The sequence below is a fragment of the Oceanobacillus sp. CF4.6 genome, from assembly GCF_051262635.1.
In the GTDB taxonomy this organism is placed as follows: Bacteria; Bacillota; Bacilli; order Bacillales; family Amphibacillaceae; genus Oceanobacillus.
The window spans coordinates 19,880-36,103 of the sequence record NZ_JBIMEX010000007.1; the positions used below are offsets into that span (position 1 = coordinate 19,880).

13 protein-coding genes are annotated in these 16,224 nt (G+C 32.0%); all 13 read right to left on the reverse strand.

The annotated features are described in order from the left end of the window. Positions 1-61: 61 nt before the first annotated feature. Positions 62-217: a paeninodin family lasso peptide gene (locus tag ACHABU_RS11880; protein WP_435765091.1), complete on the reverse strand. Its 156-nt coding sequence runs from the start codon at positions 215-217 to the stop codon at positions 62-64. Between the two features lie 20 nt (positions 218-237). Continuing rightward, positions 238-2,184 carry an asparagine synthase-related protein gene (locus tag ACHABU_RS11885; RefSeq protein ID WP_435765092.1) on the reverse strand — a complete coding sequence of 649 codons (1,947 nt, stop codon included), beginning with the start codon at positions 2,182-2,184 and terminating at the stop codon, positions 238-240. Between the two features lie 249 nt (positions 2,185-2,433). Continuing rightward, complete coding sequence (locus ACHABU_RS11890; protein WP_435765093.1) at positions 2,434-2,568, reverse strand: paeninodin family lasso peptide; 135 nt, start codon at positions 2,566-2,568, stop codon at positions 2,434-2,436. A 15-nt stretch (positions 2,569-2,583) separates the two neighbouring features. Next, entirely contained in the window at positions 2,584-4,515 is a 1,932-nt protein-coding gene (locus tag ACHABU_RS11895) for an asparagine synthase-related protein (protein WP_435765094.1), read from the reverse strand. A gap of 189 nt (positions 4,516-4,704) precedes the next feature. After that, complete coding sequence (locus ACHABU_RS11900; RefSeq protein ID WP_435765095.1) at positions 4,705-5,784, reverse strand: polysaccharide pyruvyl transferase family protein; 1,080 nt, start codon at positions 5,782-5,784, stop codon at positions 4,705-4,707. 311 nt (positions 5,785-6,095) lie between these two features. Next, complete coding sequence (locus ACHABU_RS11905) at positions 6,096-7,865, reverse strand: ABC transporter ATP-binding protein (RefSeq protein WP_435765097.1); 1,770 nt, start codon at positions 7,863-7,865, stop codon at positions 6,096-6,098. A gap of 393 nt (positions 7,866-8,258) precedes the next feature. Next, the gene (locus ACHABU_RS11910) at positions 8,259-9,323 is read right to left on the reverse strand and encodes a glycosyltransferase (RefSeq protein WP_435765098.1); all 1,065 of its coding nucleotides are present in this window, start codon (positions 9,321-9,323) and stop codon (positions 8,259-8,261) included. A 34-nt stretch (positions 9,324-9,357) separates the two neighbouring features. Continuing rightward, the gene (locus ACHABU_RS11915) at positions 9,358-10,407 is read right to left on the reverse strand and encodes a glycosyltransferase (protein WP_435765099.1); all 1,050 of its coding nucleotides are present in this window, start codon (positions 10,405-10,407) and stop codon (positions 9,358-9,360) included. A gap of 93 nt (positions 10,408-10,500) precedes the next feature. After that, the gene (locus tag ACHABU_RS11920; RefSeq protein ID WP_435765100.1) at positions 10,501-11,658 is read right to left on the reverse strand and encodes a glycosyltransferase; all 1,158 of its coding nucleotides are present in this window, start codon (positions 11,656-11,658) and stop codon (positions 10,501-10,503) included. Beyond that, positions 11,655-12,776, reverse strand: a complete 1,122-nt coding sequence (locus ACHABU_RS11925) for a polysaccharide pyruvyl transferase family protein (RefSeq protein ID WP_435765102.1) — start codon at positions 12,774-12,776, stop codon at positions 11,655-11,657. The genes ACHABU_RS11920 and ACHABU_RS11925 overlap by 4 nt, the downstream gene beginning before the upstream one ends. Positions 12,777-12,790: 14 nt before the next feature. Next, on the reverse strand, positions 12,791-13,978 hold the full coding sequence (locus tag ACHABU_RS11930) for a glycosyltransferase (protein ID WP_435765103.1): 1,188 nt from the start codon (positions 13,976-13,978) through the stop codon (positions 12,791-12,793). After that, on the reverse strand, positions 13,975-15,006 hold the full coding sequence (locus ACHABU_RS11935; protein ID WP_435765104.1) for a glycosyltransferase family 2 protein: 1,032 nt from the start codon (positions 15,004-15,006) through the stop codon (positions 13,975-13,977). Before ACHABU_RS11935 ends, ACHABU_RS11930 begins: the two co-directional genes overlap by 4 nt. A gap of 35 nt (positions 15,007-15,041) precedes the next feature. Continuing rightward, the gene (locus ACHABU_RS11940; protein ID WP_435765105.1) at positions 15,042-16,223 is read right to left on the reverse strand and encodes a glycosyltransferase; all 1,182 of its coding nucleotides are present in this window, start codon (positions 16,221-16,223) and stop codon (positions 15,042-15,044) included. Between the last annotated feature and the right edge of the window lies 1 nt (position 16,224).

Here is a 16,224-nt window from a genome sequence, read left to right on the forward strand (position 1 = left end):
CACCTACTTTTTTATGTAGCCCTTAATTGAATGTTTAAGGGCTTTTGAAAAATATATAACCCTAGCTACACATATTACTTTCGTTGGACATATCCTCGTGTGTCTCAAAATCTTGGTTATTTGTACAATAACTATCATTAATTGCTCTACCTGGGCCTCCCAAAGTCATGCTAACATCGAGAATTTCCAATAATGGTTGGTTCCATTCTTTTTTCACTGCTGTCACCCCCTTCGTATTCAAGTAAATCTTTTTACAAATCTATAAACTATCAAACTGCGTGAAGCAATTTTAAATTCATCTTGAAACAAAATATTAGGATTAGGTTTACTGACTAATCCTAAGATAATTTTTTTTAATAAGGGAATATTAAGAAACGCTGACATTCTATCGTCTTCACAGAGTTGGTATAATTCCTCTATAAAAGATTCCCAGCTTGGAGCCATGCGCTGTATGACATCTGCTCCTTGAACTCCACGACTAGTTTGATTGAGCCTCACCTTATCTGGGAGCTTACCTTTTGTTACTCTTCTAATTAATGAACGCTCAAAACCACTATTAACGTATTGTTCCTTCGGCAGCGATAAGCAAAATCGAATAACATTTATATCGTTGGTAGGATCACGATTCCATAACGAATATTTTAAAGATAATTTTGTTTCGATTGTTCCTGTTTTATTCCATGTGTACAACTTGCTGAAATGATCTCTTCTTACCTTAAAAGGATCATTATTCATCCCACCTGTAGCATCTATCCCATACGATAGAAGCTTTTCAAATACATTCGTCTTTTTTGCAAATGATTCATTTATAATTGCAGGAAACTGATATTCAGATGTATTTTTATCAACATTCGTTAAAAACGGAAAAGCCCTTTTCGCTACAAATGGAACCATTATTGATTTTCCAGTATTGAAATTGTAGCAGTATGAATTAAGTTCATTAAATAGTCTAATCCACTTTAACTTCTTAAATAACTCTGCATAATAATTATATGTCATAGTCATAGAACCCCACGAAATAGAATGATTCCCTCTGGCACCATTAAGGAGTATTTTTACGCCTTTTAGCCGGGCCGCTTCGTTTATACCTTTTTGCCAGAATGAATTTTCAAAGAATTTATATGGCATTTCCATTATGTCTAATAGTTCTTCCAATTCAGTTAAAGGACTTTTACCTTTAAAACTTAAATAATTATCGGATATATTTCCAACGTAATTTACAGTATCTTTTATAAATGTACTTTCATCAGATATATAATGTTTAGGAGTCCAATCCTCATAATCCTTTATAGGAGTGTAACTAAAAGTATGTAATTGCTTATTCTGCACTTTTAGGCCTCTTGCTGCAAAACTGACAACTGAGCCAGAATCCAGTCCTCCACTTAATTGAGAACCAACTTCCCCATGTGTACGAAGTCTTACATTGACCGCCTTCTGAAAAACGTCCCGAAATGCTTCTTCATATTCTTCATTTGAATGAAGTTTTAACTTCTCTTCAAATTCAATTGTGCAATATCTCGAGAATGATACCTTACCCTTACTAACTGTAATGTTGTGCGAAGGAGGTACTTGGTGAATTGATTTGTAAGCACTCGAAAACATATCAACTGCTTCCACCATCGTTGGGATTGCCAGAAATTCAGCTAGCCACTCTTCATTTAGTTCTTTCTTAACATAAGGTAAAGTGAACAATGGTTTGATTGTTGTTGAAAATGCGAAACTAGTATCATTACGGTAAAAATAAAGAGTTCGTGCTCCGGAAAAATCTCTTGCTCCGAATAGTTTTTGATTCTTTTCATCCCAGATCATGAATGCGAAGTCACCCTGCAAAAATTTTGGCGTTTCCTCCCCCCATTTGGAATAAGATAGTAAAATCAGCCTACTGTCAGGTATTGTTTTTTGCTGCTCCCTGTTTATTTGCAACAGTTGGAACAACTCATCCCGATTGTCGATGATCGCATCAGCTGTGATGGCGAGCTGCCTGTCGTAATCGTAGGATGGCATTTGCTCCGCAACAGATTCCGGTGTGATCCATTGGGCATGGCAGCCGAGGAAGATGTTTTGGTTAGTCCAGGTGTGGATAGCGTCGGAAGGGAAATGTTGAAAGGAGTCCATCATGGATTTAATTAGTTCGGATGGTATGGTTTCCTGATGGGTATGATAAATACCTGTGATTGCGCTCATAATAGCCTCCTGGTTTGTAATAGTAGGATATAGCTCTTATATTCTTAATAAAGAACAACAATGTCAAAAAATAAGTTCTTAATAATTTTTGGCCTTATAAATACAGTATAAAGTATAATAATCACCAGATATTCTCTATAAAGAACGTTTATTTATCTATTTATACCACTCATTAGTTGAATTGTCAACATAATAAATAGAACCTTTATATGATCATCATATAAAGGTTCTTGGATATGGAATCGCATTCTAGCTCCAGGTTAAGGCTTCACGTGGAGTACCTTCTTCATAGTCGTAATCCAGGTGGTCACCACTATTTGGATTTAAAAAAGTTTTATTCACACTAAGTTCTTGTAAGACTGGTTTAGACCATTCTCTTTTCATAAATATCACCTCCCTTCAAGTGAATGTTCTTAGAAAACGGGCTAAAATCATGATACGCATTAAAATTCGATAATATGGGTCTATTGCCTTTGCATTCAATGGACCTTCCTGTGCTTTCGACAATGCTGTTACAATGATAGATTTATCAATGTATTCAAAGACTCTCCCCTCTCTAATTAGTTCTTCCATCTCAGCTAAAAACTCATCCCAATGGGGTGTCATTCGGTATACCCAGTCAGCTGATTGTATACCTTTATTTTTTTGGTTTAATCTTATCGTATCCGGTAAAAATCCCTTTGTAGAGGAACGAATGAGAGCACGGTCCATTCCATGTTGGACATACTGATCTTGTGGCACAGATAAACAGAATCGGATTACACGTAAATCATTAGTAGGGTCACGTTCCCACATTCTGTACCTTAACGACATTTTAGTTGCTTTCGTATTGGTCGGATTCCACGGATAGAGAAACTCAAAGTGTTGTAATCTTTGTTCCAACGCATTGGTAGAAGCATAATTCCCTGTATTTAAAATGCCGTACTGCTTAAGCTTTTTATAAACATTTGTTCTTTTTTCAAAATCTTGATCAATAATTTTGGGCATCTCATACGCATTACCTGGAAAGAGCTTTGGATACGCTAGTTTTATAAGTAATGGCAACCTTCTAAGCCTTGCTCCGCCTACCTTATAACTATAGTAGTTTAATTCCCAAATGAGCTTAATCCATTTCTGTTGCCTTAGTAAAGTAGAATAATAATCCAGCGCATTCCCCCACGATATGCTCATGTTGCCTCTCCCACCAGTTAGTAAAACTCCTATTTCCTTTTTATTTGCCTCTTCGTAAATAGATTGCTGCCAATAGGAATTCTCAAAAAACTTGTAAGGCATCTCCAGCATATCAAGATAGGTATCTGTAACCGTATACGGGCTTTCCCCTTTGCTGTCCATATAAAAATCCTTAATGCCACCTACATAATTGACAGTTTCCTTGATGTATGGCCTTTCATCAGGTATTAATTGTTTTGGTGTATAATCTTGAAACCCCTCTGCAGGTATATAACTGAACGTATGTAACAACTTATTCTCTTTTTTCAGATGTTTCGCAGCAAAACTAACTACCGACCCAGAATCAAGTCCGCCACTTAAATGGGCTCCTACTTGGTGATGTGTCCGTAAACGTGATTTAATCGCTTTATCAAATACTTCCTGAAAAGCCGCTACATATTCTTCTGATGAAGAAAGATGTAATGTTTCTTGATTTTCAAATGAACAATATCTACTTATTTTGATCTTTCCATCAGCAGCAACCAACATCTGATGTGCTGGTGGGATCTGATAAATGTTTTTGTAGGGGGTAAGGGATACATCTACCGTAGAAACCACGCCAGATATTGCTAAATATTCCGCTAACCATTGTTCTTCTAACTCCCTTTGAATATTAGGTAAGCTAAATAACTGCTCTATTGTTGTACTGAACACAATTCGATTATTAGAATGGTAATAGTAAAGTGTTCGACTGCCAGAAAAGTCCCTAGCTGCAAAAAGAGATTTAGTTTTGTTATTCCAAATAAGAAAGGAAAAATCACCAATTAAATACTTTGTGCAATCTTCCCCCCATTTCTGATATGCAAGTAAAATTAGCTGACTATCAGGGAAATTAATTTGTTTAGGTTTGGGTATTTGTAATTGTTCAAAAAGATCTTCGCGATTATCAATGATTGCATCAACAGTAATCGCCAATTGTCTTTCATGATCATAATAAGGTAATTGTTCTCCAATTGACTCTGGTGTAATCCATTGTGAATGACAACCTAGGAATATATTTCCTTGTTGCCAAATCTGACTATCATCAGCAGGGAATTTCTGTAATGCTTTCATCATTTGAAAACCATAGTTACTTGGTATTGGCTCTTTGTTAAAGTGGTAGATTCCGGCGATTGCGCTCATTACATTCTCCCCAATTCCTTTATTAAGAACATACAAGTTTTGATACTTTTTCTGTCACCATTGCAATTAGATTTACTATTTAAATTATTTATTTAGTTGATAGATATTATTTCTTTATAATAGAATCAATATTAGACTTCCTAGAGTGAGGAATGAATACAAAATAATACAAATATCTTTAACTATAAATTAATTACTCATTACCTCTCTTATCTGTTCATATTGCTCCATTGCGTAACTATTATCGTATTCTACATCATTTACATTTTTTAAATTCTCTATAAATTTCTCGATTTCAGCGATACTCTTACAATACTTTATATAATCTAGATGCTTAATCCATTCATATTGTGCTTTTATTTTATGGTTATAATTACTTAACACTACACAGGGTGTACTAGTTATAGCTGCAAAAACCATACCATGTAATCTATCGGTAATAACTAACTCACTCTTTTTAAATGATTCAAATATTTCATTCAACTCCTCGGCAACCTTTTCCCTTGGTACTTCTCTATTTATTAAGGTATCTGATACTGACACATTTTTATAATTGCGTTCAAGTATGGAGAATACTTTTTCCTTATCCATTTCACTGAGAACACCTTCCAAGTCACTTCTTAAAAATGTTACTGCCCCATTTCTATCTCTTTTAGGATGAGTTTCATTAAGGTATAGTACTATGTCAGGTGTCAATAATACTTTATTTGAATCAAATGCTTCTTTCATAGTTTCGTAAGATATTTTGTCCCTAGCAATTAAAACTAGATTTTTATTCATAGAATACATCTTCTTACTATTATTCAATTCATGAGTTTTATTAAAATACATACTTTGAGGAAATGAAATAATCTTATTTTCTTTAAAGTTTGATATAATACTTCTTCTATTATTCTCATGAGTTAAATACTCGTCTCCTATACTACCTCCTCCAATTAAACAAATAATATCTGTTGCTTTAATTATCTTTTTAAAATAATTAATATGCTCCATATATTCTATCTCTCTGATTCCAATTAAATTATAGTCTGGAAATGAGTTGTTAATAAACTTCTTTTGTGTATATCCAATTGCAATGTCTCCAAGATTTCCATGTCCCTGCTCTAAAAGGAAAAAGACATTTTTATTTTTTTTCTTTACTTGGGCATTTTTTATTATTTTTTTTACTTTATTAAGGTTCTTATATCTTAAGTATTGATAATACCTCTTTCGTAGAAGATGATAAGTATACTTATTAGATTTTAATATTTTTTTTATTAACTTTAACATTTTAATCCTCCTCTTTATCCATTAAGTTCAAAAGTGGAATAGTAAATAATTCGTTTAAACACGAATAAAATGATACGGATCCCTTGGAATGCTTAGAATCACTATCCGCTTTTTATCTGCTTCAAATAACAGAGACTAGGATGACCTTCCAACTCCAGCTAACCCCTATCAACGCTTTTGCACCTCTGGGAAGGTTTCTCATTTCGTGACACTATTCTATTCACACTATAAAGCAACCATAGATCTGAATATTCAAGAATGATAACAATTAACAGACTATACATTTGTAGAATTTCTTTAATTAAAAATCCCTACATGATAGAACGCTCAAATTTATTATTAACAGATACTAACTTACCTTTATTGATCTTAAAAATAATATCGCAATTCTCTATTGTGCTTAATCGATGTGCAATAATAATTAGGGTCTTCTCACCTCTTAACCCATCAATTGCCTTCATTATTTCTTTCTCAGTTTCATTATCTAATGCGGATGTAGCTTCATCCATAAATAATATTTCTGGATTATGATATAAGGCTCTTGCAATACCAATCCGTTGCCGTTGTCCCCCAGAAAGTCGGACTCCCCGCTCACCGACAGATGTTTCTAATTGATCAGGTAGTGCTTCTACAAACTCCCTCAATTGCGCCTGTTCCAGCGCTCTCCAAACTTCCCGGTCATCAATCATTTCTCTTTTAATTCCAAAGGCAACATTCCCCCTGATCGTATCATCCGATAGAAATATAGATTGAGGAATATAGCCTATTTTTTGCTGCCATAATGGCTTTTGTTCAAGTAGGTTGTTCCCATCTATTGAAACGCTTCCCCTATCTGGACGAAACAATCCCAAAATAATATCAACGAGTGTCGTTTTTCCAGCACCAGATTCTCCAATAAATGCAACAGATTGACCAATAGGAATCGTTAATGAAACATCTTTTACTGCAAATTCCTTTTGATTTGGATAACGAAAAGACACTTCCTTTAAATGTATTGATTCATGAAATGCCTTTGGCCCTTTATTGATTTCCATTGGAACTCTGTTTATTATTGGCGCTTCGTCATTATTCATAAACAAATCTTCATAAACTACATTGAGTGCTGGTAGACTATACTTTATTGTAGTTATCAGTGCGACAACACGATTTATCGATGGCATAAGTCGAATAGCAGCCATCGCGAATAGCGCCATCGTCGAAATGAGTTGTGTCGCATTTGTTCCTTGCAAAATAATGATTAACATCACAATAAGAACGATAGCCACTATTAATGTTTCAATAAAAATCCTTGGTATTATTTCCAACATCTTCATATATCGGTTGTTATTAGCATTAATTTGGCTTTGGTCTGTATAAGATTTGATAAAAAACGATTCTTTTCCTGATACTTTAACCTCTTTACTTGCCCCAAGTCCCTGATTTACCCATTTAATCATCGCACCACTTACCTTCTGTTGCTCTTTTCCTAATTGATCTATTTTATTTCTTTGAAGTTTAAAAAACAAAAAAACACTTCCACCTAATAAGATAGAAGCAGTTATCATTGCGGCTGGCGCTGTTACAAATAGCAATACTGAAATACACATGATTACAAGTATTTCAGTTAACAACTGAAATACAGATATGACTATTCCTTGAAACACCCTTGAAACTTCTCCATTTACGTTTCTAAGCAGGTCCGCTGTGTTTCGTTGTAAGTGAAAAATATACGGTTTAGTTAAATACTCTCTAAATAAATTTCGAGATAACTTAACCTGTTGATTTGTTGTAACTCTTACTTGTAAATAGTTGAAAAGAAGCAAATATAAATTTTTGAAAACAAATACAGAAAGTAATAAAGCTACCAAAAAAATAATAAAAGCATTTGTTGATTGAAAATTAAAGTGTTCATACACGTAAGCTAACATCGCCTGATCCTGGATTATTTTAGGGTCTATTACAATACCAATAAAGGGAGCAATTAACCCAATTCCAATCGTTTCGAAAATAGCTGCTATGATCATCATAAGAAAAAGAACTAGTAGCTTTTTCTTTTCTCTCTTATTGAAGAGCATAAATAACTTTTTAGTTGAAGATTTCATATTATCACTCCTTCGAATATTTCAGATTGCGATTTCCGAATTCCAAACTTATGAACTGAGTATAATTCGTTACACGATCTTAATAAGGTGAATAGACTATGCTAACCTGTTGGGAAGATAGGCTGTTGCATCGTTTGCTTGTTTTATAAATAGAGTTTGTTTAATATCAAAATCTTCCTCATTCCATAATTTTACTTCATAATCAGTTAAAACTTTTGCCAACTTCTAATGCATTTATTTAAAATCTTTTTAGGTATCTTATTTGGTTCGAACCAGCAGTAATGTTTATTTGGAATCTGATTGCTCACATATACTTCTCTCTTAAAAGATTTTCATAAACAATATACATCATAAATGTTCAAATATTTAAAGGGTAAATAATCAATGCTCTACCTATAACTTCCTAGGACTTTTACGAGATTGATCATACATTATCAACTTTGCTAGCCCCCTTGAAAAGGTCAAGCAAAATAGAGCATATACTCTAATGTATATATTTGTCTTCTTTCCTTGATGGGTTTTTCTACAATAAATATTTGTTGCATTTCCAAAAGCTAATCGAATCATTAAGGATTTAAAATAAGGTAAGTGAATTACCTCTTTAATAGTTATTCTGAGAATATCGATATTATTTTCCCTTTTCATTAGATTATTTAAACTAGTTCTAATCAAGTAGTATAATAAGACTGGAGCTATATTCCTTATATCCTCTTGTTTGTCATTCTTTTTAGCATAAATAATTAATTTTTCTACCAGACTATAATACTGCATCGTCAAATTTATTCGAGGGGAGTTCATTATAGAATTAGAACGTTGTAGATAATTATAAAATGAATAGCGTGTCGAGCATATTCTTTCCGCATTACATAAGAAATAAGTATTAAAAAGAACGTCTTCAGAAAATACTTCTTTATTGTTTTCAAAGGTTATTAAGTAATCGTCAATAATAGATCTTTTATAAAGTTTATTGGTTACTTCATGTCCATGTATATATAGAAAAAAATATTGGTAATAATATTCTGATAACCCTATTTCATTTATATCAACGACTTCATCCTTAATACTTAGACAACTTGTTTTTATATGATTTTCAAATACTCTATTATAATTACAAATACTAACATCAGAATTACTCCTTATTGCATTTTTATACATAATCTCTATCATTTGAACTTCTATCCAGTCATCAGAGTCAATAAAACTTACAAACTCTCCACTTGCTATGGCAAGACCAGCATTCCTCGCAGATGATAGTCCTCCATTTTTTTTATGTATAACTTTAACTCTAGTATCCTTTTCTTTATATTCATCTGCAATATCTCCACACTTATCTGGAGATCCGTCATTTACTAGAATTAATTCTATATCATATAGAGTTTGATTAAGAACTGATTCTATACACTTATGAATATATCTTTCAACTTTATATAAAGGTATAATAACACTAACTTTTGGCATTTTCCCCACCTCTTAAAGTCTCTAATTTTTTAAATTAACTATGACGACGATTTATTCGTGTGTAAAAATTTTGAAGTTTCATTTTATAACTTACTAAGTAAATTAATAAACCTAATTTCCTTTTTATACATAAATATCTTAAAACTCTATAATAGTGTGATGGGCATTTATACAATAATAAATCCTCATAGAATTCTTCATCTTTCATTATTCTTGTTAAAATTTTATATTTTTCTTTATTAATGATATCTTCATTTGCTATTACATCTTGTATGTAGGTTAATGTGACATCAGAAAAATGATTTCTTACAGAATTTATCTTTCCAACCAAATTATATTTTTTACATAATTCTATTAAAAAAATTTTGTTGTCTAGCACATAATCATAAAGATTTGCATTAAATCTTTGTGTTAATGATTCTTTATCTCGTATATAGTAATTATATAAAGGTTCTCCCACATATACTAAACTGTTTATCATTGTGAGTAAGGAGAAGTTTAATCTTGCATCTTCACTATAATGTAAGTTCTGATCAAACCTTATTTTTTTTGAAGCAAATAATGAACTTTTATATAGTTTATTCACACTAGAAACTATGCTATATGTCCGATTAGCAACTATGGACGGAATGATTTCACTTTCTATTATTTGTTTATTTAATACACAGTCAACATCCTTCCAAATTGAAGAATTTGATATGGTATTACTTCTTGTATTTATTATTTTAATAGGACAGACAATCATGTCTGCTTTGTGTTTAAACGCAGCTCTTATTAGTTCATAGTACATCGTTGTTTCAAGAGTATCATCTGGATCTACAAATGCTATATAATTCCCTCTTGCAATGTCAATACCATTGTTACGCGCTGAGGAAACTCCTCCATTACTTTTATGTATAACATTTATCCTGGAATCCCTTTTCATATAAAAATCACATATCTCTCCACTTTTATCTATGGATCCATCATTTATTAGTATTAGTTCAAAGTCCTTAAAAGTTTGCGCCAGTATTGAATCTATACAATTAGCTAGATATAGCTCTACATTGTAGATTGGTACAATTATACTTATAGTTGGGTTCAACTAACTTACCCCCTCTTGGTTATTTCTAAGCTCTTATTCTCTTGAATTAAAATGAAATAGATTCTATCTATAAATTCTTTATTTTCATTAACTCTAGTTTTTATCTATGCTTGTTTTTGATGAATTGTCGAACAACCCTATTTCTAAATATTTACCGTTTATCAATTCTATTATTGAATTATATATTTCATTTACATCAATATTTACAATTAATCCTGTTTTCCCTTGTTTTATTTGCTCTTTTGCACCAGTAAAATTAGTTGAAATAATTGGGTTGTTAAAACATCTGGCCTCCGCAAGTGTAATACAGTACCCTTCATGTCGTGATGGTTGAACATAGATATCACACTGTTTCATAAAAGGATAGGGGTTGGGATTTGCACCTAATAAGATAAAATCATTTTCTAGATCATATTCTTTAATAAGTTGCTCGTATTCTCCCCTAGCATTCCCTTCCCCAATACAATACCATTTAACATTTAAACCATTCTCTTTCAATTTTGTTAATACTGAAATGACTAAATCCTGGCCCTTTTCTTTACTAAGTCGACCAACAGTCAGAATTCTAATTCCATTAAATTGATCTTCAAATCCCTGTCCTTCATCTGCCATTTTTAATACAAGTTCCTTTGAAATCCTATTAGGAAATGAATCTATTTTATTTTCCAAACCTGGTAATTTTTTGATTAGCTTATCTTTTCCTTCTTTTGAAACAGCAAATATATTATCGAAATTTGGATATAGTTTTTCTGCAAATTGCCTTTCGAATCCTATTTTCGTAACATCAAAATGAATCCATTGAATCTTCTTTTTAGCTTTTATCTTATGGATAACAAAATAGCTTATGAAGTCCATTGGACCAGCATAAGCTACGGCAATATCATATTCATTTTCAATTGCTGGGACATTTTTTAGAACATATTTGAAAAATAAACTTTTGCTTTTAAAGACTCTCGATAATAAAGTTATTATTGAGAAATTAATACCATTAATTAATTTTCGATTTTTTAATATTTTTATTGCAGTACTTCTCGGTGGATTGTTTACCATATCCTTAATTTCAGGATATTCTTTTATATATTTCACCTTTGTTTTCGCAGGGATGGAATCTAAAAAACCCCCGTACTTCTCAAGCATAAGGATCGTTATGTCATATTTACCTTCTGGCATCTCAGCAATCATATTAAGTAACGCTTTTTCAGTACCACCAATATTCATATTGATAACCATAAAAATTATTTTTGTTTTCATACTGTCTCCAAACTTTCTTTAGAGCTTTTTAATATATCATGTAAACCTTTAAATTGATCTCTCGCACTTTCCGAAATAAACTCTAAGTTTGCTCTATTATCTAATGCCCCATCTAATATACGTTCATCATACTGCAGTTTTAATTTATCCATGGTGACTAAAATTTCATTAAATCCTATGTCATTAAGCATGTTGCTGGTCTTATCACTATATATTATAGGAACAAGTCCAATACCTAATAATAAGGCTAATATATTTGCATGAAATCTAGCAGCTATAAATAAATTAAAGGTAGCAATTAAATGCAAAGCTTCTGATAAATCTCCTTGATAATTATAGGTGGTTACTTTTTCAAGTGTTTTTGGAGATAATTTAGATCTTATAAGATTAATTATCTCAAGATCTCCTTCCTTATCGCAAAAAGAAGTTAAACAACATTCATATCCTTTATCCACCAATATATTTATTGATTTTACTGTACTCTCAATATATTTATCAAAATAGGTCATTAAACCTTGCTTGTGTCTTACATCAATTATCGAAAAACCAACTACATTCTTCTTAAAAACATTCTTATATTCAATAACATCCATTTGAAAAACGATATCTGGAGCGTATCTAACTTGTGGAAGGTACTTAAATATATTGTATGAGTTCATATCTCTAAAACAAACATCATCACAAAGCTTGAATAACTCCACGTGTTCTTTAATAAATTTTTGTGAAGTGTATGGGCCAAAGTTAGCCCCTAATATAAATACAGATTTATTTCTCTTTTTAAAAGCTGTTACTATTTTCATTCTTTCTTTATATAAGACTGGATGAAAAGGTTCCTCTCTAAAAATCGAACCTCCTACAAAAACGAGTGCATCATGCGTTTCAGCAATGTCATCATAATTCGTAATTGTATCGGATATCCCTAATCGTTGAGCAATTTTGTTATATATCGTATATTTTCTTCTTTTTACATTCTTATATTTAGCAAGAAATTGATCATAGTTACTTCCAACATGATTGACTACAATTTCACAGTCGGGATATTTTCTTGCCAGGATATCCAGAAATAAATCATCACCAAGGTTAAATGCTAAATATATATCAACGAATATTCTTTTCAATAGTCAATCACCTCTTAGCTATGGATTAATTTATAAAATTTCTCTATTTGATCAATTGAACTATAAGGGGTCATCTTATTCAACTTGATAGATACTTCTTTTCTAAAGTTCTTATCATCCAGGTATTTTTTTATCCCGTTATATATGCTGTCTATATCATGTTCGACAATCAGACCATCTACATTGTTATTTATTATTTCTCTTGCAGTAGGAAAATTAGTACATACAATCGGTATTTTTAATATTTTTGCTTCAATTACAGTTAAACCAAATCCTTCTTTTAGGGAAGTCTGGACATAAATATCACTTTCTTTCATAAATACATAAGGGTTTAGTTTCTTACCAAGTAATACAAAGTTATCCATTAATCCATATTCTTTTATTAAATTTTGCAGTCTTGATTTTTCCGCCCCATCCCCAATGACGTACCATTTAAATTTATAACTAGATTCTTTTAAACGCTTTGCAACTTCAATAGCTTTATCATATGCCTTAACTGGTTCTAACCGTCCTACAGTCAAAATATTTGTTACAGAGCTATCAAAAACATTCCACATATTTTCCTCAGACATCCCATTAATTAATTCTGGATTGACTATATCTAATAACAGATCAACTTTAAGTTTGTATTCATACCTGATTTTGGCTACCGAGTCTCTTGTATGTTGAGAAACCGCAATTATTTTATCAAACCTTTTATATGAATCGTAATCAATTTCTTTATCATACAATGTATTTACATAATCAGTATTAATCCAAGCTAATTTCTTAGCAGCATAGACTTTATTTGCAACAAAATATGTTGGCATCCCTTGACTATACGCTATAGCTACATCGTATGTTTTGGAAAGTGGTGAAATTACACTCTGTATACACTTATAGACAACTTGTTCACTATGGATAGGACTAACTTTCAAGTTATTTAACCTTAGAGATAAGGAAGTTTGGATTTTATGTAACATCAAAGATAGACTTCCATTTCGAATTGATTTCCTCTTATCAACAACGAATTTAAAATATTCTGGTACTGGCAATACTTCTACATAATCTGGTATATAAGTTTCAAGCTCTCCACCTTCTTTAAATACAAGTAAATCAATATTATAAAGAGATGAATCTATCATACTCAACAGTGAGATTAAACTTTTTTCCGCCCCACCTATTGTTAATGAATCAATAACAAATAGAAGTTTATCTTTCATAGAACCACCTGCCTTCTCTTGAGCTTTTTAATTCTCTTTAATTGGATAATGAGTGATCCATAAACTAAAGTTGCTATAATATAATTTCTCTTTAATAAAAAAATAGATGGAATATTTACTATGGCTTTCGATGAAAAATCACCAATTCTAATGTTTATATAATTTATATTGAGCACTTTCTTAACATTTTCTTTAGCGGCCTTTAATCCATTTTTTCTGATTCCTTTACATTGTTGTTCAACAATGTTTAATAAATTATCTTGTAATTTATTGTTTATAATCTTATTTGTTTCTTGTTTATTAAAAGAAACTTCTTCAAAAATTATTTCCATGTACATACACACTAATACAAGATTATTTATATAAGTTATATCTGCATTCGCGCTTATACTGTAATCGTTTAATCTATTGTAATAATATAAATAATTATTAATTGCTGAAAATGATTTACAATAAGAAACATATTGAAGAACAAATACAAGATCTTCGCTCATAAACAGTTTTTTATTTAATCTTAGATTATGTCTTGTGATGATTTCCCTTTTATATATCTTTCCCCATAACACTCCACCTGTTCCCTTACAGACTTTTTCCATTATGTAATGTAAAGAAGTAGTATTATTAAAATCAAAATCTGTCCATTTTCTTAACCCATATTTGGAGATGTCTGTATAACCACAACAGGCAAGATCAGTATTCGAATGAATTATTTCACGTAATAAATATTCCACGTAATAGCGATCAATTGTATCATCAGCATCCACAAAGACAACATACTCTCCGGTTGAATTACTAATACCTACATTTCTCGCTTCTGAAGGACCACTATTAGATTGAAAAAAGTATCTAATTCTTGGATCTGTTACTTTATACTTATTTATAATTTTTTCTGTTTCATCAATAGAACCATCGTTTATTATTAAAATTTCAATATTTGAATAGGTTTGAATCAAAATGCTGTCTAAGCACTCTGAAATATATGCTTCACAGTTATAAACTGGAACTATTATACTTACTAACGATTTCATAGTACCCTTCCTAATCGGTTTAATATTAGTTACATTTAAGTTATTACTGAGTACAACCTATCTAGTTCTTTAAAATTCGCATAATCTATAGACAAACAGTTCTTTGATAATAATTTCCTTAATTTTAGATCCATATATAGATTCTCAATCCCATCCGCTATCCCCTCAACCGACAACTCACATATTACCCCATCAATCCCATCTCGCACTTGACTCCCCGAGGTGGGATAGTCTGTTATCAACACCGGCTTCCCAAGAATCTGAGCTTCCCCTACTGTAACAGCCTTTCCTTCATAACGTGACGGCTGCACATAGATATCTGCTGCCTTCATATATGGATATGGATTCGTCTTTTTCCCCAATAATATAAAGCTTTCACTAAGATCATTCTCTGCAACTAACTCCCGAAGCATCGCCTCATCCCCACCATAGCCAACGACATACCAAGCGATATTATCATAACCTCTATCTTGTAATAACTTTAGTGCTTTAACCGCCTGATCAATTCCCTTGGCATGCGATAGCCTAGCAACCGTTACTATGTTGAATCGTGGATCACTATCCATTGGATTTGCAACTTTTTCATTAGCAAGTGACCGGACAAGGTCTGGAGAAGTAATGTTCTCCATTACCATTACCTTGTTTTCCAGGCTGGGATACTTCTTAATAAATGCCCTTTTACAATCCTCCGATACAGCGACGATATGATGAAACTTTTCCCACATTTTCACATCCATTTTTATATCTGTATCTACAGCTGAAAAATCGGTATGTATCCACGCTATCTTTGTCTTTGCTTTTACCTTTTCAGCGACAACGTAATGCGGCCATAGATAACTAATCGCAACATCATATTCATTCTTAACATTTGGCAAAAATGGCAATGCATATTTCCACATAAACTGCATCTGTTTATAGCCTGTTTCCGCCGATTTATTTATGCTTGCTTGATACTTTGCTAATAGTCTTGTCATTCCGATTGATAGCTGACCCGTTTTAATTACTTCACTTATCGACATGCGAAAGGTTTTGTATTTATTAGACTCCTCGATTAAATTGGGACCAGGTGGAAGCAAGCTCATGAAGTCCCCGGTATGGCTATATAGCATCAGATCGATTCGATAACTTTTATAATCAAAGTTACGTAACATGCTAATTAAACTACGCTCTACTCCACCAACTTCCAAATCAAAGGAGGTAATTAAGATATTTTTCATA